The following is an 18,369-nucleotide window of genomic DNA, read 5'->3' as shown; positions in this document are numbered from 1 at the left end:
TCAGGCCTCCAGACCGAGCAGGCGGACGGCGTTGTCCTTGAGGATCTTGGGCCGGACCTCGTCCTTGATCGGCAGGTCCGCGAAGGCGCCCAGCCATTTCTGCGGGGTGATCAGCGGGAAGTCGGTGCCGAACAGCACTTTGTCCTGAAGCACCGAGTTGGCCATCCGGACCAGCGACTCGGGGAAGTACTTCGGGGACCAGCCGGACAGGTCGATGAACACGTTGGACTTGTGCGTGGCGATCGAGTTGGCCTCGTCCTGCCACGGCACCGAGGGGTGCGCCATGACGATCTGAAGCTCCGGGAAGTCTGCGGCGACGGCGTCGAGCAGGAGCGGGTTGGAGTAGGCGAGCTTGATGCCGAATCCGCCGGGCAGTCCTGCGCCCATGCCGTTCTGGCCGGTGTGGAAGATCGCCGGCAGGCCCAGTTCCTGGAGGGCTTCCCAGAGCGGATAAGACTGCTCGTTCGAGGGGTCGAAGCCCTGCAGGCTGGGATGGAACTTGAAGCCGCGTGCGCCGAGATCCACGGCCTGGTGCTTGGCGCCCTGGATGGCCTCGGCGCCGGTGCGCGGGTCAACGCTGCCGAACGGAATCAGCACATCGTTGTTCCGGGCCGCCCCGGCGATCAGCTCGGGAATGCTGTTGGGTTCGTGCTTGAGCTGGGTGCGGGCGTCGACGGTGAAGATGACGGCTGCCATGTTCAACTCACGGTAAATCTCCGCGATCCGGTCCAGTGACGGCGTCCGGTCCTCGGCTTTGAAGTACTTGGCCGAGGCTTCGGTGAGTTGGTCCGGCAGGGAGCCGTGGCCGTGGCCGTCGACCTCGAGGTGGACGTGCATGTCGATCGCAGCGAGCTTTGCGGCGTCGACGCCGAGTTCGTAGCGTGCGACGGTCATGGCTGGCCGACCTTCGCAGGTGCCGCTGCCGGTTCCGGCTGCAGGTCCTCCGGCAGCGGCAGGAACTCCTCCCCCACGCTCTGCAGTTTGTCGCCGAAGAGCGCGCCGAAGTTCTCGACAAGGTCCTGGTAGCCCCAGCCGCCCTCGCGGTACTCGGTGGCCGCCGCCTCGGGATGCGTCCAGAGCTGCAACCTGTCGCCGCCTGCGCCGATTGCCTGGCCGCTGATTCCGGAGGCAGCGTCGGAGGCCAGGAAGGCTACCAGCCCGGCGACGTCGTCGGCGGTGCCGAAGCCGAGGTCGTGGCGGAAGAAGGCCGGCATGGCCTCGCCGCGTTCGTCCGCCTCGACGGCCTTCTGGAAGTACGGCACGGTCTTGGTCATCGCCGTGGCGGCCACCGGGATGACGGCGTTGGCGGTGACGCCCGCCTTCTTCATCTCCAGCGCCCAGGTGCGGACCATGCCCACGATTCCGGCCTTGGCGGCGGCATAGTTGGTCTGGCCGAAGTTGCCGCGCTGGCCGGTGGGAGAGCCGATGGTGATGATCCGGCCGGGGATCCCGTTCTCCTTGAAGTAGCCGAACGCTTCCCGGGCACAGGTGAAGGTGCCGCGCAGGTGGACGTTGATGACGGCGTCAAAATCGTCATCGGTCATCTTCAGCAGTGACTTGTCCCGCAGGATTCCCGCGTTCGTGACCAGGATGTCCAGCCGGCCAAACTCAGTAACGGCGGCCTGCACCAGCTGCCTGGCGACCTCGGAGCTGCCCACCGGCGCGACGACGGCGGCCGCCCGTCCGCCGTCGGACTCAATGGTCCGGACCGCATCGGCCGCGACACCTTCATCCACATCGTTGATCACGACGGCGGCGCCCTGCCGGGCCAGCTCCCGGGCGTAGGCCAGGCCCAGGCCGCGGCCGCTTCCCGTGACGATTGCTACTTTTCCTGCCAGGCTCATCGCTGCTCCTTTGCTAGCTGCCGTGTGCATCCTGCCGCTCGGCATGGGATGCTGTTCTGCATCCATGAAAGTATGGATAATTGAGAATGTCAATGATTTATTTTCTGGACTATTGGAGTGGGCATGACGACCGAAGTAGACGAAGCGCCGGGCACCCGGGCCGCGGACAAGCTCGTGGCGGCGTCGATCAGCCTGGATGCCGGTTTCCTGCTGGCCAAGCTGCACGCCGCCGGCTCGATCCTCAACAACCGGGCACTGGCCGAATTCGGACTCAAGGAACGCTCCTACTCGGTACTGGCCCTGGCCAACAGCGGACTGGAGCCCACGCAGCGCGAAATGGCGGAATTCCTGAGCCTCGATCCCAGCCAGATCGTGGCCCTCATAGATGAACTCGAGAAGCGCGGCCTGGTGCTCCGCGCACCCGGAAGACAGGACCGCCGGGCCAAAATTGTTTCCGCCACGGCGGAGGGATCCGCCGTCTTCCGGCAGGCCGAGGCAGCCGCACGGGCGGCCGAATTCGAGGCCCTCGCCGGTCTCAGCCACGCCGAGGTCGTCGAGCTGAAGGGCCTGCTCCGGAAGGCGCTCTGGAACGAACAACCCTGAGTCCGCGCCCCACCCGCCCGCAGGGGCGAGCCGCCCCGGTACCCGCGGGCGGGATCAGCCGCCCGCGCGAAGGCCCGGCAGCAGCGCCCTGACCGTGTCCGCCGCGATCGCGAAGCTGATCCCGTTCGCAGCGGTCCGCGAGGTCGACGTGGCCACCATGGTGTTGATGCCGACCACGCGGCCCCCGGCGTCAAGCAAGGGGCCGCCGGAGTCGCCCGAGCTGATCGACGCATCCGTCTGCAGCAGATTCACCAGCCGGGACTTCCTGCCGAAGCCGGCCTCGGCCGCGGTGGTCCGCCCGGTGGCCGAGATGATGCCGGTGGTGACGCTGGGTCCCCCGTCCAACCCCAAGGCGTAGCCGATGGCAACGACGGCGTCCCCGGGCGCCGCAGACCCCGAGTCACCCAGCTCCAGCACCGGCAGGTTCTTCACGCCCTCAACCCTCAACAGCGCCAGGTCGTGATCGCTGTCCGCGGCAACGATGCGGGCGGCGCGCGTGCTCGAGTCGTGGAAGGTCACGGTCACGCCTGAGGCTCCGCCGGCCACGCCCCTGACCACATGGGCGTTGGTCAGGATTTCCCCCGAGCTGCCGATTACTATCCCCGTCCCCTCGGCCGTCGCCCGGCCGCCTTGATCCAGGAACGGGTTGGACTGCGTGGTGGTGGCCTTCACGGCGACCACCGCGGGCAGGGCTGCCGCGAGCAGTGCCTTGATATCGGCGGGATGGTCGGACACCCCGCCGCCGGTGACGTACTGCTTGACCACGGTTTCGGCTCCCCAGCCACTGGCGCGGGCAACAAGCAGGGCCGAACCGGCTCCGGCGAGCGCGGCGACCAGGAGGATGCCCAGCAGCTGCAACAGGCCCAGCGAGAACCGGTTGGCCCGGCCGCCGGATGCTTTTGTCCCTGTCCGCGCGGCGGCCGCCTCTGCAGATGGCGCAGGCCTGGCTGGCCCGGCCGTACCGCCCGTCCCGTCCGACCCGTCCCTCCCGTCCGAGGCGGCCTCCGGCGCAGCCCCGTACGGCGCGTCCCCGTCCGCGGCTCCGAACCCAGGCGTTTGGACCGGGGAATCCTGATCCGTCATGGGACACAGTCTGGGAGCGGCACCGACGGCGGTCCAGAGCATTAGGGCCCGCCGGGACCGCCAAGGGCGGCGGCCCCGCCAACAGCGGCGGCCCGGCACACTTGACGCGAACGGAAAGCCGTATGACAGGACTTGTAATATTGCTCGGGTTCCGGCTAGCCAAGAGGCCTCGGCATCCGCCATGCTTAGTCATGACCTCAATGTCGAGCCAGTACCGGATTATCACGGTCTGCACCGGAAACATCTGCCGGTCCCCGATGGCCGAACTGATGCTGGCGGAGGCCGCGGCCGCTGCCGGGCTTACCGGCGTCGACGTCGATTCTGCCGGCATCACCTCCTACGAGGCGGGCCGCCCGATCGATCCCCGGGCCGCCCGCAAACTGGCAGCCCACAACATCCCTTCCGAGCTGCATGTCGCGCGCGAGTGGCGCAGCGAGTGGTTCCACTCGCGCGAGCTGATCCTGGCCCTTGATGTGGACCATTACGGCTGGCTGCGCCAGGCCGCGCCGGATCAGGCCTCGCTGGCGAAGATCCGAATGTTGCGCAGCTTCGACCCCGCGGTCGCCGACAGGGATCCGCTGGATCAAGGCATCGAAGACCCCTGGTTTGGCGGGCACACCGACTTCGACAACACCTGGGAGCTGATCCACGCCGCCGTCCCCGGCATCCTCAAGCACGTTCGCGCCGCCCAGCTGCAGGCCCGGGCAGGGCAGCCGAAGCAGCAACAAGACCAGCCGCACCGGGACGACGCGGGGCACCGGGTACGCTCTAGTTCATGAGCCGCGCACCCGTCATCATCGCCATCGACGGGCGCTCCGGCGCAGGAAAGACCACCCTCGCGATCGAACTCGCGGCCCGGCTCCGGGAGCACCATAAGGTCTCGCTCTTCCACCTGGAGGACATCTACCCGGGCTGGAACGGCCTGGCCGCCGGCATCGAACGCTATGCCGCCACCGTGCTTGCCCCGCTGCGCCGCGGCGAACCGGCCCGTTGGGTCAGCTGGGACTGGGTACAGCACTACGACGGCGCGATCCGCCTCACCCAGCCGGCCGAAATCGTCCTGGTCGAGGGTGTGGGCGCTGCCGCCGCGGCCGCCATGCCGTTCCTCGACGCCGTCGTCTGGGCCGATTCCCCCGAGCAGGAGCGCCGCACCCGGGCCCTTGGCCGCGACGGCGCGAGCTATGAACCCTACTGGGAGCAATGGGCCGGGCAGGAAGACGAATGGCTGGCCGCCGACGATGTGCCCTCCCGCGCCGACGTGCGGGTACTCAACCGCGCCGACGGTGCTGCGCCGAGCGAGGTGCTGCAGGCCCTCCAGTACCTCCCAGCCCTGGCCCCGGCGCTGCTTCCCGAGCTGTCGGCCCGCCGCGGACTCCAGCTGACCGCCGAGCGGATCGATGCCGCGCCGGACCCCGCCCGGCTCTTCGAAACGCTCTACGGCCTTTCGCCGAACGCGGTCTGGCTCGACTCCTCCCTGCCCCCGGACGGCCCGGACGGCCGGGACGGCGAGGACGGCCCGGACGGCCGGGCCTGGGCCCGGGAGGCCGCCGAACGCAGCCGCTTCAGCATCCTGGCGGACGACGGCGGCAGCTACGGCCAGTCGGTCCGGCACCGCTCCGGCCGGACCCGGGTGCGTGTCGGCAACGCCACCGTGCAGACCGAGGGAGGGTTCTTCCGCTGGCTAGACGGGGTCTGGGGGCGCCGGGCCCTGCGCGCCCCGGAGGGCTACCCGTGCGAGTTCACCCTCGGCTGGCTCGGCTACCTCGGTTATGAACTCAAGCGCGAGACGGGCGGCAGCGACGTCGAAGCCGACACCCCGGATGCCAGCCTGATCTTCGCCGGCCGCGCCGTGGTGCTGGACCACCGGGAACGCACGGCGTGGCTGCTCGCCCTCGACGCCCCGGACGCCGGCGACTGGCTGGCCGCGGCACGCGCGGCCGTCGCGGCGGCGGCCATGGACCTGGAGCCTCCCGGCGGCACGCCCGGCGGCGCCGCCGGGAACACCCGGGCCGCAGAGTTCAGCGCCCGGGACACCGAAGCCGCGTACAAGGCCAAGATCGCCGCGGCGCAGCACGAAATTACCGAGGGCAACAGCTACGAGGTCTGCCTGACGACGGCGCTGACGGCCACCGCGGCCGCCGGGGAGCTCGATCCGTGGCAGGCATACCTGGCGCTGCGCCGTCGCAACCCGGCACCGTTCGCGAGCTACCTGCGCCTGGCCGGCCTCACCGTCGCCAGCACCTCCCCGGAGCGCTTCCTGCGGATCGCCGCCGACGGCGCGATGCGCGCCGAGCCGATCAAGGGCACCCGGCGCCGGGCTTCCGACCCCGCCCGCGACGAGCTGCTGCGCCGCGAGCTGGAAACTTCACCCAAGGACCGGGCCGAGAACATCATGATCGTGGACCTGCTCCGCAACGACCTGAGCCACTTCGCGGTGCCCGGCTCCGTATCGGTCAGCAGGCTGTGCGCGATCGAAAGCTACGCCACCGTCCACCAGATGGTCAGCACCATCGATGCGCGTCTCCGGCCGGGCATGCCGCGGGCCGAGGCCGTGGCGGCCTGCTTCCCCGCTGGCTCCATGACCGGTGCCCCCAAGGTCAGCACCATGGCCATCCTGGACCGGCTTGAGACCGCACCGCGGGGCGTCTATTCCGGGGCGATCGGCTACTTCTCGCTCAGCGGGGCCACCGACCTCGCGGTGGCGATCCGGACCCTGGTGGTGGCTGCGGGCGCGGACCGGGGAACCACACTCAGCCTCGGCGTCGGCGGCGCCATCACCGCGGATTCCTCACCCCAGGAGGAGTACGAGGAGATCCGGACCAAGGCCTTCGGCGTGCTCTCGGCGCTCGGCGCGGAGTTCCCGGCGGGCTAGTCCACGCGTGAGCCGGCCTGGCTACTGCAGGGTCGACGTGAGCCGGGCGACGTTGTCCACGTACTTGACCCCCATGGGCCGCTTCATCCAGTCCTCGAGCGTCAGTTCCCTCGAAATGCCGCGGTACGTGTCCTCGACGGCGCTGATCCGCTGCACGATGTCCTCGCCCAGGAGCATCACCGAGACCTCGAGGTTCAGCGAGAAGGAGCGCATATCCATGTTGCTCGAACCCAGCACGGCAACCTCGTTGTCGATCGTGAAGTGCTTGGCGTGCAGCACGAACGGGGCCTTGTAGAGGTAAATCCGCACCCCGGCCTCCAGCAGCGCCTCGTAGTAGGACTGCTGGGCGTGGTGGACCAGGAACTGGTCGCCCTTTTCCGAGACGAAGAGTTCGACGTCGACGCCGCGCTGCGCCGCCGTCGTCACCGCGTAGAGCAGCGAGTCGTCCGGGACGAAGTACGGGCTGCAAATGGAGATCGTGCGCTGCGCCGAGTAGATCAGCGTGTTGAACAGGCGCAGGTTGTTTTCGGTGATGAAGCCGGGACCGCTGGGCACCACCTGGGCGGTGATGTTGCCGGCGTGCAGTTCGGGCCGGTGGGCGAGCTGGTGCTCCAGGGATTCGTCGGTCTCACTGAGCCAGTCGGTGGCGAAGACCACGTTGAGGGTGGTGACGATCGGCCCGCGCAGGCAGGCCATCAGCTCGACCCATTCCCGGCCGATCTTGCGGTGCCGCGGGTTGTTGTAGGACGGTTCGATCAGGTTCTGCGACCCGGTGAAGGCGACCTCGCCGTCGATCACCATGATCTTGCGGTGGTTGCGCAGGTCCGGACGGCGCCACTGGCCGTGCACGGGCCGCAGCGGCAGCATGGGCCGCCAGCGGATCTTGCTGGCCTTGAGCCGGGCGATGAGCTTGCTGTACCCCTTGATCCGCAGGGTGCCCAAGTGGTCGAACAGGAGGCGGACTTCGACGCCGCGCTCGGCGGCCTCTTCCATCGCCGTCAGCAGGTCATCCGTGATGTGGTCCGAGCTGAGGATGTAGAACTCGGCGTTGATAAAGGACTCGGCTTCGCGCACGGCCGCCGCCATCGCCTTGATCGAATCCGGGTAGCCGGGCAGGAGCTCCACGTGGTTGCCGTCCACCATGGGCAGGGAACCGAGCGTCTTGTTCAGCTCCGCTGCGGAGGACACCCATTCCGGGCCCTCGTACTTGCTTTCCACCATGGCCAGTTCCGACGTCCCGGCCCGCACCCGGGTGTTCACCGCGTCCTGCTGCGCCCGGCGCTTGCGGGAGAGCCGGAAGTTGCCGAAGAGCAGGAAGAGGACCACGCCTACGGCCGGAACGAAAAAGATGATCAGGAGCCAGGCCATGGCCGTGGTGGGGCGGCGGTTGCCCGGGATGATGCCGAGGGCAACGACCCGGATACCGAGGTCGATGACGGTCAGGATCAGGATCACCCAGGACGGAAGTGACCCCGCCAGCGAAAATGGCCACAGCACAGGCAAACCCCTCAAGCTCCAGACCCGCGGAACAGTTCCGGAACGGGCAACCCGCACAGCTTATCCCGACCCGGGCCGCACTAAGCTGAAGGCATGACTACCCCCGCCTCTGTTCCGGCCCGCGCGACGGTGCTGGTGTTCCTCGATCCCGCGTTTGAGAACGGCCGCGTCGCCGACTCGTCCAAGCCGCAGCTGATGGCCACCGACCAGGGTGCCACCCGCGGCGACGGCGTTTTCGAGTCGCTGCTGGTGGTGGGGGGACGCCCGCGCAAGCTGCAGGCCCACCTGACCCGGCTGGCCGGCTCGGCGCGCGCGCTGGAGTTGGACATCCCGGCGGAGGACGCCTGGCGGCGCGCGATCGAGACCGCGGTCAGCGAATACCGCGGCCGGGCCGCCACGGCGGTCGGAGCCGCCGGCGACGGGGCCGGCGGAGCGGACGAGGTCGTGGTGAAGCTGCTCGCCAGCCGCGGCGTGGAGGGCGCGGCCACGCCGACGTGCTGGGTGCAGGCCTCCCCGCCGCCGGAAGCCGGCCGCCGGCAGCGCGAGACCGGCATCGACGTCATCCTGCTGGACCGCGGCTACGACAGCGAGGTGGGCGAACGCGCCCCGTGGCTGCTGCTGGGCGCCAAGACCCTGTCCTACGCGGTCAACATGGCGGCGCTCCGGTACGCCCACCACCAGGGCGCGGACGACGTCATCTTCACCTCCGCCGACGGCCGGGTCCTGGAGGGCCCGACGTCGACCGTGCTGCTGGCGCACCTGGAGACCAGCGACGACGGCGCCGGCGGCGTCCGCACCGTGCGCCGGCTGATCACCCCGCAGCTGGACAGCGGAATCCTCCCGGGCACCTCGCAGGGCGCCCTGTTCACCGCGGCCAAGGCCGCCGGGTGGGAGCTCGGCTACGGCCCGCTGGTACCTGCCGATCTGTACGACGCCGACGCCGTCTGGCTCATCTCAAGCATCCGGCTCCTCGCCCCGGTGAACCACATCGACGGCAAGGAGATCGGCACCCCCGAACTGCGGCGGCAGCTCACGGCCGAGCTCAACGAACTGTTCGCCACGATCGAGTAGGATCCGGCCGGTCCCGGGTGATGCTGCTCCGCCCCCGGAAAGGTGCCATGCCAGCGTCCGCGTGACTTAACATGACGACGCCGCCGGTGCCGCCGGCGTCGTAAGTGCTACGTTTTTGGGGAGTAATGAGACCCGGCGCCAAGCCCTGACTGGCCGGTCGGCAACCCTCCCTTTCGCGGCGGGGTGCCTCAGGTGAATACTCGGCATATCGACCATTCGAGCTGCAAGCGTGAAAGTAAGGAGATCCGTCGTGCCCGACGCATCCGCACCCGCTGTGCCCGCCACAGCCCCAGCCCAATCCCCCGCCGCACCCGGACCCGCCGAGGAAAGACTGGCGTACCGGCTGTTCACCGGGCCCGATGACCGCAGCTTCTGCGAGCGCGTTTCGGCCGCCCTGGCCGAGGGCTACGTCCTGCACGGCAGCCCCTCCGCCACCTTCAACGGCAGCACCGTGATCGTGGCCCAGGCCGTCGTGCTGCCGGCCGCGATCGCGAGCGCCGACGCCGCCGTCGCCAACGCGGTGGATGAGCTCGACGGCGCCGAGTTCACCGGCGAGGGCCACGCATGAGTTACGCCGGAGACCTGAGCCCGCAGGAAGCCTGGGCCAAGGTCGGGGCGGGCGCCATCCTGGTGGACGTCCGCACCGAGGCGGAATGGTCGCAGATCGGCGTCCCGGTCACCGGGGCCGGCACCGAAGACCGGCAGGCTCCGCTCTTCGTCCAGTGGACCCTGGCCGGCGGAGCCCCCAACCCGCGTTTCCTGGAGCAACTGCAGCAGCAACTCCAGCGGCAACTGCGGCAGCACGCGCCTGGCGCCACGGCGGCCGAGCTCATCTTCCTGTGCCGTTCCGGCGCCCGCTCGGTCGCCGCCGCGAACGCCGCCACGGCGGCCGGCTTCACCGCCTACAACGTCCTCGAGGGCTTCGAAGGCGAACCGGGCCCGACCGGCGCCCGGACCGTGAACGGCTGGAAGAACCACGGCCTGCCGACCAACCTGGAAAGCACTAAGTGAGCTTCAATCCCAATGCCCAGGGCTGGAGCCCGGACACCCAGGCCGTCCGCGGCGGACTCGACCGCACCGGGTTCCAGGAAACCACCGAACCGATCTTCCTGAACTCGGGCTTCGTCTACGAATCCGCCGCCGCGGCTGAGCGCGCCTTCACCGGCGAGGACGAACGGTTTGTCTATTCCCGCTACGGCAACCCCTCGGTGGCCACCTTCCAGGAACGCCTCCGGCTGTTGGAGGGAACCGAGGCGTGCTTTGCGACGGCGTCGGGCATGTCAGCGGTGTTCACCGCGCTCGGGGCATTGCTGGGGGCCGGCGACCGCGTGGTCGCCGCCCGCTCGCTCTTCGGATCCTGCTTCGTCATCCTCAATGAGATCCTGCCGCGCTGGGGCGTGGAGACAGTCTTCGTGGACGGCCCGGACCTAGAGCAGTGGCGGTCGGCGCTGGCCGTGCCGACGACGGCCGTGTTCTTCGAATCTCCCTCGAACCCCATGCAGGAAATTGTGGACATCGCCGCCGTAAGCGAACTGGCGCACGCCGCCGGTGCGACCGTGGTGGTGGACAACGTCTTCGCCACTCCCCTGCTGCAGCGGTGCGGGGAGCTGGGCGCGGACGTGGTCGTGTACTCCGGCACCAAGCACATCGATGGCCAGGGCCGGGTGCTCGGCGGCGCGATCCTGGGCACCCGGGAATTCATCGAGGGCCCGGTCAAGCAGCTCATGCGCCACACCGGCCCGGCATTGTCCGCCTTCAACGCCTGGGTGCTGAGCAAGGGACTGGAGACGATGGCCCTGCGGGTGAACCGCTCGTCCGCCTCGGCGCTTCGGCTGGCCGAATGGCTGGAGGCCCAGCCCGCGGTCAGCTGGGTTAAGTACCCGCTGCTGCCGTCCCACCCGCAGTACGAGCTGGCCGCCAGGCAGATGAAAGCCGGCGGCACGGTGTTGACTCTGGAGCTTTCGCCCTCGCCCGGCCGCTCCGCCAAGGAAGCCGCGTTCGCGCTGCTGGACGCGTTGCGGATCATCGATATTTCCAACAACCTCGGTGATTCAAAGTCCCTGATCACCCATCCGGCCACCACCACGCACCGCGCCATGGGCCCGGAGGGGCGCGCGGCTATCGGGCTGAGCGACGGCGTCGTGCGGCTCTCGGTGGGGCTGGAAGACGTCGAGGACCTGATCCGCGACCTCGGGCAGGCGCTCAAGCAGGTCTAGCCCCGGCGCACCCGCGAAAGCACGGGGGCCGGTTCTGACATTCCCTCGGCGTCCGCACCGTGCATCGTGACCCGCACGGCATGGGCGACGACGGCGGCCAGGCCGGCGTCGTCGGAGGGGGTGTCCAGCCCCGGAGCGCAGAGCGCCTGGCGCTGCAACTGCGAGCCCGTGCCGTGCGCCAGGACGCGGTCCACGCCGCGGCGCACCAGGTCCAGCTCCCCTTGCTCCGCCAGGACGGGGGCCACGAAGTCGACCAGGGCGTGCGCCACCTCGCCGGCGGGAGCGGGACGGAAGCTGCCGAAGTCCAGCAGCTCGCCGCGCAGCCCGCAGTTGCTGGCCTGCCACGCGGCCATTTTTAGCAGGACCGTCGGCACCGGGGCCGGATCCACGCCGTCGCGCCACTCCCGGCTGGCGGACTCCACGAGGGCGCGCACCAGCACCGCGATCAGCGCCGCGTCCTCCGCCCGCAGGCAGACATCCGCGACCCGGACCTCCACAGTGGGGTGGTGGCGGGCCAGCCGGGCATCAAAATAGATCATCCCTTCGTCGAACAGCACCCCGCTTTCCAGCAGCCTCGTGACCACCCGCCGGTAGACCGGAAGGCTCCCAAATATCATGGAGGGCCCCGCCGCCGGCCAGCGGTTCCAGGCCTGGGTGCGGTAGCTTTCGAAGCCGGTCTCCGTCCCGTTCCAAAAGGGTGAGTTGGCGCTGAGCGCGATCAGCACCGCCAGTTTGTCCCGGATCCGGTCGAGGACGGCGACGCCCTCCTCGGGGGACTCGATGAAGGTATGGACGTGGAAGCCGCACGTCAGCTGCTCCTGCACCGTAAGGCCGAAGCGCTTCTGCATGGTGGCGTACCGCGGGTTGGGCGTCGTGTGGGTGGCAGCTGCCAGCGGCGATGTGGCCAGGGCTGCCACCCGGGCTCCGTGCATCCGGGCTACGCGGCCCGCGAAAGCCCGGGACTGCCTGATTTGCTGGAGCAGCGCGCTGTGGTCAAGGCAGGGCACGGTCTGGGTCTCGATCTGCTCCAGCTTGAGCTCGAAACTGAAGCCCGAGTCATCGTGGTTCGGATCCGCGGCAGACGCCGCCGTGGCGTCGGCAGACGCCGCGGCCGCTGCCGCGGTGGCGGGTTTCAGTCCGCGCAACAGTGCGTCGGCCAGTGCCAGCGGGACCCCGGTAACGGGATCCACGATCAGCAGTTCCTCCTCTACGCCAAAGGTGCGCATGCAACCATTGTGCGTCAGCACCCGCCCCGGCGCGCTACCCCAAAATCGCCGCTCAGACGATTCAGTCCTGGAAATACTCGATCTTGGCGCCGATGGTGTTAAGCCGCTCGGCCAGGTCCTCGTAGCCGCGTTCGATCACGTAAATGTTGCGCAGCTCTGACACACCACGCGCGGCGAGCATGGCCAGCAGCAGGCAGGCAGCCGGGCGCAGGGCCGGCGGGCAGCCGACTTCCGCGGCCCGCCACTTGGTGGGCCCGTTGACGTAGATCCGGTGCGGATCCAGCAGCTGGACCTGGGCGCCCAGCTTGTTCAGCTCGGTCAGGTAGATGGCCCGGTTCTCGTAGACCCAGTCATGGATCATCGTCTGGCCGTGGGCGTTGGCGGCGATGACGGCGAAGAACGGCAGGTTGTCGATGTTCAGGCCGGGGAATGGCATCGGGTGGATCTTGTCCGTTGGCGCCCGCAGCTCGGAGGGTTTGGTGGTGACGTCCACCAACCGGGTGCGGCCGTTGCGGGCAAGGTACTCCGCGGATACCTCCAGCCGCTGGCCCATCTGCTCGAGGGTCGCCAGTTCGATCTCCATGAACTCGATCGGGACGCGGCGGATCGTGACTTCGGAGTTGGTCACGATGCCGGCGGTGATCAGGCTCATCGCCTCGATCGGGTCCTCGGACGGGAAATACTCGATGTCGGCGTCGATCGACGGGCGGCCGACGATCTTCAGCGTCGTGGTTCCCACGCCGTCGATCTCCACGCCCAGCATCTGCAGGTAGAAGCAGAGGTCCTGGACCATGTAGTTTGGGCTGGCGTTGCGAATGATGGTGGTGCCGCGGCGGTGGGCGGCGGCCATGATGGCGTTTTCGGTCACGGTGTCGCCGCGCTCGCTCAGGACGAAGGAACGGTCGTGGCCGTCTGCGGGCGGTGCCTGCACGCTGTAGAAGCCGGACTTCGCCTCGACGCTGAGGCCGAACTGGCGCAGGGCCTGCATGTGCGGCTCCACGGTGCGGGTGCCAAGGTCGCAGCCACCGGCGTAGGGCAGCCGGTATTCGCTGGACTCATCGAGCAACGGGCCCAGGAGCATGATGACGCTGCGGGTGCGGCGGGCGGCCTCGACGTCCATCGAGTCGAGGTCCAGCACGGCCGGTCGGCGGATCTGCAGGTCGTTCGCGTCGAGCCAGGTGCACTCGACGCCGATGCTGGTCAGGACCTCCACGATCCGGTTGACCTCTTCGATCCGGGCCAGCCGCCGCAGGACGGTGGTGCCGCGGTTGATGAGGCTCGCGCACAGCAGCGCGACGCCGGCGTTCTTGCTGCTGTTGACATCCACGGCGCCGGAGAGCGTGCGGCCGCCCTCCACCCGCAGGTGGGTCATCTGCGGCCGGCCGACTTTGACGATGGCGCGGCCGAAAATGGATTCGAGCCGCTCAATCATTTTCAGGCTCAGGTTCTGCTTGCCCTGCTCCATCCGGGCGATGGCGCTCTGGCTGGTTCCCAGCTCGGCCGCGAGCTGTCCCTGGGTCCAGCCCTTCTCGCCGCGGGCGTCCCGGAGTACGGCGCCGACATATTCAGCAGTCTGTTGAGTCATATGCAATAAATATCACGGATGAGCTATTTTGACGGGCCAAAACCCCGGAACTGCAATATAGCTCACAGAATATCCGTCTCGTGCGATATGCGGACGCTACTGCTGGCCGAGGAACACCATGTTCCACGTCCCGGCAGCGACGGCCGCGGCCACGGCGGCACCCGAGATCAGCAGGCCACCGAGGACCACCCACGCGTCCAGCCGGCTGAACGTCGCCTTCCGCGCCCAGGTCCGCTGCGCGCCGCCAAAGCCCCGCGCTTCCATGGTCACCGCGAGCCGGGAGGCACGGCGGACGGCCTGGACCATCAACCCGAAGCTCTGCCCCAGCGTGGCCTTGAGCCGCTGCGCCGGGTTTCCGTGTGAGCCGACACCGCGGGCTCGCCGGGCCATGCCGATGGTCTGCCATTCCTCGGCCATGAGCCCCACCAGCCGCATCGCGGCCAGGGTGCCCAGCACGAAGCGGTGCGGCAGCTTCGCCTGCTGCGCCAGGGCGTCGGCCAGGTCCGTCGGGTCCGTGCAGCTCATCAGCAGCACCGCCGGCAGCGCGATCGCGAGGCCGCGCAGCAGGAAGCCCAGCCCGAGCTGCAGCGAGCCCTCGCTGATGGACCAGATGCCGACGTCGAGCAGTATCCTGCCATGGTCCGGGGCCAGGATCGCGGTGCTCCAGCCGCCCACGGCGGCCGCGAGGATCAGCGGCCAGCCGCGCTGCCAGAGCAGGGCCAGGGTCAGGCCCGCCAGCGGGAACAGCAGCAGTTCGAAGGCGAGCGCCACGGACGCGGACACCCAGTCGATGGACAGCGCCAGCGCGACCGTGATGAGCACGACGCCGGAGAATTTCGCCAGCGGGTTGGCGCGGGTCAGCAGAGCGTGGTTTCCGCGCAGGGTCAGGGCGTCCCTCATGGCGCCGCCACCCCCGGATTCGTCCTGCCGGGTAGTCCCGGCGCGCCCGACTGCGGTGCGCCGAGCTTCAGCTCGGTGCCGCCCAGGACCTCGCTGAACTCCGCGTCGTGGGTCACCGAGACCACCGCGGTCCCGGCGTCGAGAAGCTCGGAGAGGAAGGAGGCCAGTTCCGCCCAGGTGTTGGCGTCCTGGCCGAAGGTGGGTTCGTCCAGCACCAGCACCTGCGGGTGGGCAGCCAGCACGGTGGCCACGGAGAGCCGCCGTTTTTCCCCGCCGGAGAGCGTGTAGGGGTTGGCGTCCACGAGTTCGCGGAGCCGGAGCCGTTCCAGCAGCTCGTCGACCCGCTCTTCGCCGCGGCCCAGCTGGCGGGGACCGAACATCAGTTCGTCCAGCACCCTGCCGGTGACGAACTGGTGCTCGGGTTCCTGGAACACCGTGCCGATCCTGGCGATCAACTGCTGGGCCCTCCATTTGTACGGATCGATGCCTGCGCCGGCGCTCAGCTCGGTGGTGGCGGACACCGCGCCGGAGACCGGGGAAAGCAGGCCTGCCAGGGTCAGGGCGAAGGTCGACTTCCCGGCACCGTTGGGGCCGGTGACGGTCAACGCCTGGCCGGACCGGACCCGGGCCGTGATGCCGGACTGCACCGGGACGGGTGTTACCGTGCTGAAGCCCCGCAGCAAACCGGTGCGGCGGGGCCGTTCGCGGGACACGGCCAGTTCCTCTGCGGCCAGCAGCAGCTGGCCGGCCCCGGGGTCCCCTTCCGGTCCTGTTCGGCCGCGGCGGGCCCGGGTGGCGGGCACATGGCCCGGCACCCAGACGCCGGCGGAGATGAGCATGTCCCGCGCCCGCTCCAGGACCAGGTCCGGGGGCCCGTCCAGCAGCACGGCGGAGTCCGTGGCGGATCCGGGCTGCAGCACGACGATCCGGTCCACAAGGTCTTTCCAGACAGCAACCCGGTGCTCCACCACCACCAGGGTGGCCCCGGTCTTGTCCAGGCACCGTCCCACGGCGTCGCGGACCTCCAGGACACCGGCCGGGTCAAGGTTGGCGGTGGGCTCATCGAGGAGCAGCAGCCCGGGCCGCATCGCGAGGATCCCGGCGAGCGCCAGCCGTTGCTTCTGGCCGCCGGAGAGCGACGACGTCGGGTGATGCAGCGGCAGGCCGCCCAGCCCGACGTCGTCGAGCGCCTCCCCCACCCGCCGCCAGATGTCCGCCGGGGGGACCGAGAGGTTTTCGGCCCCGAAGGCCACGTCGTCGCCGAGCCGCGACAGCACCACCTGGGTCTCCGGGTCCTGCTGCATCAGCCCGGCCCGCCCGCGCCGGGCCCTGGGCGGGGCTCCGTCGATCAGCAGGCTGCCGGTCTCATCGGAGTCCTCGGCATCAGCGGAAGCAGCAGCGGACGCGGCTGCCGCAGTGCTGTCCCCCAGCACACCGGCCAGGGCGTGCAACAGCGTGGACTTGCCGGCGCCGGACGGGCCCAGCAACAGCACGCGCTCGCCCGGGCGGATGTCCAGGTCCAGGCCGCTCACGGCGGCCCGGGCCCGGCCGGCGTGCCGCCAGCCCCAGCCGCGGGCGCTGACCGCGGCCGGGCGTACGTCGTCGACAGACCTCATGCGTGTGCGGGCATCAGGAGAAGACGGGTTCCGATGCCGCCTTGCGGGACCCGAACGAGGCCAGCACCCCGGTCTTGGCCAGGCCGCGGGTGGCGAGCCAGGACAGTCCCCCGGCAATCACCGCTCCGGAGATGGCGCAGAAGACGATGTAGGCGAGCTTGTCACCGGTTTCGTACGCGATGTTCCAGCCCCAGGGCAGGAAGGAGTCGTTCAGGCCGCAGAACAGGCCCGCGCCGGCACCGGCCAGCAGGGACACCGGAAGGTTGAACTTCTTGTACAGGAACGCGGCAAAGATGAGTTCGGCGCCCAGGCCCTGCAGGATGCCGGAGATCAGCACGGTGGTGCCGTACTGCGAGCCCATGATCAGCTCGCCGGTGGCGGCCACCGCTTCGCAGAACAGCGCCGCCCCGGGCTTGCGGATAACGAGCATGCCCAGCACCGCCGGGATCATCCAGCCGCCGGCGTAGAGCCCGGTCAGCGGCGGGTAGACCGCGTTGAGCGGGACGGAAACAAGGTTGGAACCCTGGGACCAGGCCCAGAAAATCACACCGCCGGCAACAGCGATCAACGCGGCCACCACAATGTCGACCACGCGCCAGCTGTATTTGCCGGTGGTCAGTGTCTGCTTCGCAGAAATGTCAGTCATATCGTCCTCCTGAGGAACAGGAGGGGAGGGTGCTCCGGCGGCACCGCGGCCTTCGCCACGGGTGCCGGGCACCCTGAGAACTCGACTCCCTTGCGCCGGTACTAACCGGATCAGGTTCGAGGGTCTGCGGCTGTCCGCACTCTCAGCGCCCACCTACGGTTACCTTGGATTTCTCCAGTGATGCCCGACGGCGGCGCTCCCCTGTCGTATCTAAATCGCCCTTGTGGGCTGGCTCAGTTTACACCCGGCGGCACTCCCAAGTGACTCGCAGTCGTTGTCGTTTTGAGGGCTCATAACGGCAACAACTGCGAGTCAGTTGGGCTTGCGCGGCGGCGGCCACCTAACGGAAGCTGAGTCCCATGACCGACGCACCAGTGCCTTCCCCCGAGTACGACCCGGACTCCGCGGAACCACAGCCGCCGGGATCCCTGGCCGCGCTCATCGGCCGCATCCTGGCCGAAATCGACGAACTGCAGTTCCGGTCCTTCAGCAAGGACGACGCGCTGGACCTGGGCCTCCTCCTGGTCCAACTCGGCCGCCAGCGCTCCTACCCGATCGCCATCGACATCAGCAAGGGCGATCAGGTCCTCTTCCACGCCGCACTGGAGGGCGCCACCCCGGACAATGAGCGCTGGATCAAGGCCAAACAGCGCACCGCGGTGCGGTATGAAGTCCCGTCGCTGCTGGTGGGCCTGCGGGCGCGTGCTGCCGGTCAGAGGATCGAGGACAACGCCTGGTTCGACCAGCGGGAGTTTGCAGCCCACGGCGGCTCGTTCCCCATCTACCTGCGCGGAACCGGGGTGGTAGGCACCGTCACGGTGTCGGGGCTGCCGCAGAAGGACGACCACGAGCTGGTGGTCGAGGCACTGACCGAAATCCTCGGCCGCCCGGGGACGCTAGGCTAGGGGAAGCCCTGTTTCCTCCCGCAAGGAGTACGAAGTATGAACATCTTCATCAAACTGCTTGGCACCGGCGTCAGCCTCCTCGCCGGCTTCGTCGGCACCAAGGTAGTCGACACCGTCTGGGAAAAGACCACCGGCAACAAACCGCCCAAGGGCCACGACGACGACGTCCCCACCACCCTGCGCCAGGCCCTGACCTTCGCCCTCATTTCGGCCTCGGTCAGCGCCATCATCCAGGTCCTCGCCAACCGCGGCACGCAGCGGGCGATCACCCGCTTCGCCAAGACCCAGGACCTGGTCTAAGCCAT

At 69.1% G+C, this 18,369-nt stretch carries 18 protein-coding genes and 2 riboswitches; of the genes, 9 read left to right on the top strand and 9 right to left on the bottom strand.

What is annotated here, in order from left to right:
• Both AB4Y91_RS00260 and AB4Y91_RS00255 read right to left on the bottom strand, forming a co-directional pair.
• Complete coding sequence (locus AB4Y91_RS00260; RefSeq protein ID WP_441416593.1) at positions 1–894, bottom strand: amidohydrolase family protein; 894 nt, start codon at positions 892–894, stop codon at positions 1–3.
• The gene (locus tag AB4Y91_RS00255; protein ID WP_441416592.1) at positions 891–1,844 is read right to left on the bottom strand and encodes an SDR family NAD(P)-dependent oxidoreductase; all 954 of its coding nucleotides are present in this window, start codon (positions 1,842–1,844) and stop codon (positions 891–893) included. The genes AB4Y91_RS00260 and AB4Y91_RS00255 overlap by 4 nt, the downstream gene beginning before the upstream one ends.
• Positions 1,845–1,967: 123 nt before the next feature.
• On the opposite strand from AB4Y91_RS00255, the gene AB4Y91_RS00250 reads away from it, so the two are divergent.
• A complete protein-coding gene (locus AB4Y91_RS00250) occupies positions 1,968–2,447 on the top strand; it encodes a MarR family winged helix-turn-helix transcriptional regulator (protein ID WP_441416591.1) in 480 nt (159 codons plus the stop codon).
• Positions 2,448–2,501: 54 nt separating this feature from the next.
• On the opposite strand, the gene AB4Y91_RS00245 is transcribed toward AB4Y91_RS00250, so the two are convergent.
• The gene (locus AB4Y91_RS00245; protein ID WP_441416590.1) at positions 2,502–3,530 is read right to left on the bottom strand and encodes a S1C family serine protease; all 1,029 of its coding nucleotides are present in this window, start codon (positions 3,528–3,530) and stop codon (positions 2,502–2,504) included.
• Positions 3,531–3,721: 191 nt separating this feature from the next.
• On the opposite strand from AB4Y91_RS00245, the gene AB4Y91_RS00240 reads away from it, so the two are divergent.
• Complete coding sequence (locus tag AB4Y91_RS00240; RefSeq protein ID WP_441416589.1) at positions 3,722–4,309, top strand: low molecular weight protein-tyrosine-phosphatase; 588 nt, start codon at positions 3,722–3,724, stop codon at positions 4,307–4,309.
• Entirely contained in the window at positions 4,306–6,402 is a 2,097-nt protein-coding gene (gene pabB, locus AB4Y91_RS00235) for an aminodeoxychorismate synthase component I (RefSeq protein WP_441416588.1), read from the top strand. Before AB4Y91_RS00240 ends, pabB begins: the two co-directional genes overlap by 4 nt.
• Positions 6,403–6,423: 21 nt before the next feature.
• Here pabB and cls read toward each other — a convergent pair whose 3' ends face one another.
• Positions 6,424–7,899, bottom strand: a complete 1,476-nt coding sequence (gene cls, locus AB4Y91_RS00230; RefSeq protein ID WP_441416587.1) for a cardiolipin synthase — start codon at positions 7,897–7,899, stop codon at positions 6,424–6,426.
• A 93-nt stretch (positions 7,900–7,992) separates the two neighbouring features.
• Between cls and AB4Y91_RS00225 the strand changes: the two genes are divergently transcribed.
• The 4 genes from AB4Y91_RS00225 (at position 7,993) to AB4Y91_RS00210 (ending at position 11,186) form a co-directional block, all read left to right on the top strand.
• Positions 7,993–8,970, top strand: a complete 978-nt coding sequence (locus tag AB4Y91_RS00225; protein ID WP_441416586.1) for an aminodeoxychorismate lyase — start codon at positions 7,993–7,995, stop codon at positions 8,968–8,970.
• A gap of 121 nt (positions 8,971–9,091) precedes the next feature.
• Positions 9,092–9,206, top strand: a riboswitch (SAM riboswitch).
• A gap of 14 nt (positions 9,207–9,220) precedes the next feature.
• Positions 9,221–9,538 carry a DUF1737 domain-containing protein gene (locus tag AB4Y91_RS00220; protein ID WP_441416585.1) on the top strand — a complete coding sequence of 106 codons (318 nt, stop codon included), beginning with the start codon at positions 9,221–9,223 and terminating at the stop codon, positions 9,536–9,538.
• Positions 9,535–9,981 (top strand): rhodanese-like domain-containing protein, encoded by a 447-nt coding sequence (locus AB4Y91_RS00215; protein ID WP_441416584.1) that lies wholly within the window; start codon positions 9,535–9,537, stop codon positions 9,979–9,981. Before AB4Y91_RS00220 ends, AB4Y91_RS00215 begins: the two co-directional genes overlap by 4 nt.
• The gene (locus AB4Y91_RS00210) at positions 9,978–11,186 is read left to right on the top strand and encodes an O-succinylhomoserine sulfhydrylase (RefSeq protein WP_441416583.1); all 1,209 of its coding nucleotides are present in this window, start codon (positions 9,978–9,980) and stop codon (positions 11,184–11,186) included. Before AB4Y91_RS00215 ends, AB4Y91_RS00210 begins: the two co-directional genes overlap by 4 nt.
• Here AB4Y91_RS00210 and AB4Y91_RS00205 read toward each other — a convergent pair.
• The 5 genes from AB4Y91_RS00205 to AB4Y91_RS00185 all read right to left on the bottom strand — a co-directional run bounded on the left by AB4Y91_RS00205 (position 11,183) and on the right by AB4Y91_RS00185 (position 17,159).
• Positions 11,183–12,412: a glutamate--cysteine ligase 2 gene (locus tag AB4Y91_RS00205; protein WP_441416582.1), complete on the bottom strand. Its 1,230-nt coding sequence runs from the start codon at positions 12,410–12,412 to the stop codon at positions 11,183–11,185. The two genes, AB4Y91_RS00210 and AB4Y91_RS00205, sit on opposite strands and share 4 nt — an antisense overlap.
• 61 nt (positions 12,413–12,473) lie before the next feature.
• Entirely contained in the window at positions 12,474–13,997 is a 1,524-nt protein-coding gene (locus AB4Y91_RS00200; RefSeq protein ID WP_441416581.1) for a UDP-N-acetylglucosamine 1-carboxyvinyltransferase, read from the bottom strand.
• Between the two features lie 96 nt (positions 13,998–14,093).
• Positions 14,094–14,897: an energy-coupling factor transporter transmembrane component T family protein gene (locus AB4Y91_RS00195; RefSeq protein WP_441416580.1), complete on the bottom strand. Its 804-nt coding sequence runs from the start codon at positions 14,895–14,897 to the stop codon at positions 14,094–14,096.
• Positions 14,894–16,513 (bottom strand): ABC transporter ATP-binding protein, encoded by a 1,620-nt coding sequence (locus tag AB4Y91_RS00190; RefSeq protein ID WP_441416579.1) that lies wholly within the window; start codon positions 16,511–16,513, stop codon positions 14,894–14,896. Before AB4Y91_RS00190 ends, AB4Y91_RS00195 begins: the two co-directional genes overlap by 4 nt.
• A 13-nt stretch (positions 16,514–16,526) precedes the next feature.
• Positions 16,527–17,159 (bottom strand): ECF transporter S component, encoded by a 633-nt coding sequence (locus AB4Y91_RS00185; RefSeq protein ID WP_441416578.1) that lies wholly within the window; start codon positions 17,157–17,159, stop codon positions 16,527–16,529.
• A 69-nt stretch (positions 17,160–17,228) separates the two neighbouring features.
• A riboswitch (TPP riboswitch) is annotated at positions 17,229–17,372 on the bottom strand.
• A 146-nt stretch (positions 17,373–17,518) separates the two neighbouring features.
• Between AB4Y91_RS00185 and AB4Y91_RS00180 the strand changes: the two genes are divergently transcribed.
• Positions 17,519–18,064 (top strand): heme-degrading domain-containing protein, encoded by a 546-nt coding sequence (locus AB4Y91_RS00180; protein ID WP_441416577.1) that lies wholly within the window; start codon positions 17,519–17,521, stop codon positions 18,062–18,064.
• A 36-nt stretch (positions 18,065–18,100) separates the two neighbouring features.
• Positions 18,101–18,364 carry a DUF4235 domain-containing protein gene (locus AB4Y91_RS00175; RefSeq protein ID WP_441416576.1) on the top strand — a complete coding sequence of 88 codons (264 nt, stop codon included), beginning with the start codon at positions 18,101–18,103 and terminating at the stop codon, positions 18,362–18,364.
• The last annotated feature ends 5 nt before the right edge of the window (positions 18,365–18,369 follow it).

Origin of the sequence: Arthrobacter sp. YAF16, from assembly GCF_052113385.1 — a bacterium.
Classification (GTDB): domain Bacteria; phylum Actinomycetota; class Actinomycetes; order Actinomycetales; family Micrococcaceae; genus Arthrobacter.
This window is presented reverse-complemented; position numbering and strand designations above follow the sequence as displayed.

Coding starts and splice junctions, on each gene's coding strand:
- AB4Y91_RS00260 (WP_441416593.1), bottom strand. CDS start 894: ATGACCGTCGCACGCTACGAACTCGGCGTCGACGCCGCAAAGCTCGCT.
- AB4Y91_RS00255 (WP_441416592.1), bottom strand. CDS start 1,844: ATGAGCCTGGCAGGAAAAGTAGCAATCGTCACGGGAAGCGGCCGCGGC.
- AB4Y91_RS00250 (WP_441416591.1), top strand. CDS start 1,968: ATGACGACCGAAGTAGACGAAGCGCCGGGCACCCGGGCCGCGGACAAG.
- AB4Y91_RS00245 (WP_441416590.1), bottom strand. CDS start 3,530: ATGACGGATCAGGATTCCCCGGTCCAAACGCCTGGGTTCGGAGCCGCG.
- AB4Y91_RS00240 (WP_441416589.1), top strand. CDS start 3,722: ATGACCTCAATGTCGAGCCAGTACCGGATTATCACGGTCTGCACCGGA.
- pabB (WP_441416588.1), top strand. CDS start 4,306: ATGAGCCGCGCACCCGTCATCATCGCCATCGACGGGCGCTCCGGCGCA.
- AB4Y91_RS00225 (WP_441416586.1), top strand. CDS start 7,993: ATGACTACCCCCGCCTCTGTTCCGGCCCGCGCGACGGTGCTGGTGTTC.
- AB4Y91_RS00215 (WP_441416584.1), top strand. CDS start 9,535: ATGAGTTACGCCGGAGACCTGAGCCCGCAGGAAGCCTGGGCCAAGGTC.
- AB4Y91_RS00205 (WP_441416582.1), bottom strand. CDS start 12,412: ATGCGCACCTTTGGCGTAGAGGAGGAACTGCTGATCGTGGATCCCGTT.
- AB4Y91_RS00200 (WP_441416581.1), bottom strand. CDS start 13,997: ATGACTCAACAGACTGCTGAATATGTCGGCGCCGTACTCCGGGACGCC.
- AB4Y91_RS00195 (WP_441416580.1), bottom strand. CDS start 14,897: ATGAGGGACGCCCTGACCCTGCGCGGAAACCACGCTCTGCTGACCCGC.
- AB4Y91_RS00190 (WP_441416579.1), bottom strand. CDS start 16,513: ATGAGGTCTGTCGACGACGTACGCCCGGCCGCGGTCAGCGCCCGCGGC.
- AB4Y91_RS00185 (WP_441416578.1), bottom strand. CDS start 17,159: ATGACTGACATTTCTGCGAAGCAGACACTGACCACCGGCAAATACAGC.
- AB4Y91_RS00180 (WP_441416577.1), top strand. CDS start 17,519: ATGACCGACGCACCAGTGCCTTCCCCCGAGTACGACCCGGACTCCGCG.
- AB4Y91_RS00175 (WP_441416576.1), top strand. CDS start 18,101: ATGAACATCTTCATCAAACTGCTTGGCACCGGCGTCAGCCTCCTCGCC.